Here is a 1,144-nt window from a genome sequence, read left to right as displayed (position 1 = left end):
GTTTCTTCTTTTTTGGTTGCCAGTGGTGGGCCTTCACTAGGTCCCAGGGATCTTTAGGGGCCTCGGTGTGGTGGTAGAGGTACCAGTCCACGGCTCGTTTGGCATGATCATCGCTAAGGCCTCGATGGTCCCGAAGAAGGTGCTTCAAGCCAGCATTGATCCCACCCTCGAGCGGGCTCGTTGTCCTAGGGAGTTTCTGGTCTTCGGTGGCGTGGGTGAGCCAAGTAAACAGATGCTCGTTCTGCAGGACTGTGGCTAGTGTTCCACGGGCTTGGCGCAGACGAAGATGCGTGAACCACCAGTTCTGGTTTGCCCGCACGTGTGAGGGCCTTTCACCGTTCTTCTTCGCGTAGGTGCGGTCCTTCAAGAACTTCTCCCAGCGTGCTTCCCAGGACGCGAACTCACCGACCCACACAGCGGCTTGATCCAGGGACTGGATCGGTGTTAAAGCCTTCGCTAGGGCCAGTAATTCCTTGCCAGCATCGAGTTTCGGACGCATCGTGAGGTGGGTACGGATGTTCTGTTGAATATGAAACAAACACCGCTGCACTCTTGTTTCTGGCCAGTGCTGACCCAACGCACTCTCGAGGCCTTTGTGCCCGTCGGTGACGACCATGGCAGGGGCCGGGAGTTGCTTGAGTAACGCTGACCAGGAAGCATGTTTTTCCCGATCGCACCACTGCCAGCCAACAACGTGATCACCGGTGTAAGCAATGAGCACGCACCAGCCGTTGAAGTACGTTCCATCGAGCATGAGCACCGGGTGAATTTCCCCGGTCACAGGGGCTTGTGGGGCCACGTTCCAACACCAAGCACTCTGCCTCCGAAAGGTCCGTGATGAGCTGGCATGGGCGTCCTGACGGGTCTTACCAGTGATCCATGACTGGAAAGCGGCGAACTCTGCTTTCTTGCTGATATCAACCCTGGATTGAGTACTGGAAGCACCACAGGATTTACACCGCCACCGGGTTTTACCTGCACTGGTCGAACCGTTCTTCACAAGCTTCTGAGCACATACACCACAACGGGGGTGGTTCTTGGGAACTGTCACCATACATGCTTTCAAAGCATGTACAAGGCCCTGCATCCCATATGATTACTGGTCAAAAGCCACTTTGCATACACACATTATGGCCGCTAACCC

The 1,144-nt window shown here is 55.5% G+C and carries 1 protein-coding gene; it reads right to left on the bottom strand.

The features are described 5' to 3' along the window. Positions 1–1,054, bottom strand: a 1,054-nt coding sequence (locus QMG40_RS17275) for an IS1249 family transposase (protein ID WP_283532382.1), incomplete at its 3' end; no start/stop codon positions are given. Between the last annotated feature and the right edge of the window lie 90 nt (positions 1,055–1,144).

The organism is Arthrobacter antibioticus (assembly GCF_030063205.1).
Lineage (GTDB): Bacteria > Actinomycetota > Actinomycetes > Actinomycetales > Micrococcaceae > Specibacter.
The sequence above is the reverse complement of the archived record's forward strand: the minus strand, read 5'-3'. Positions and strand labels throughout refer to the sequence as shown.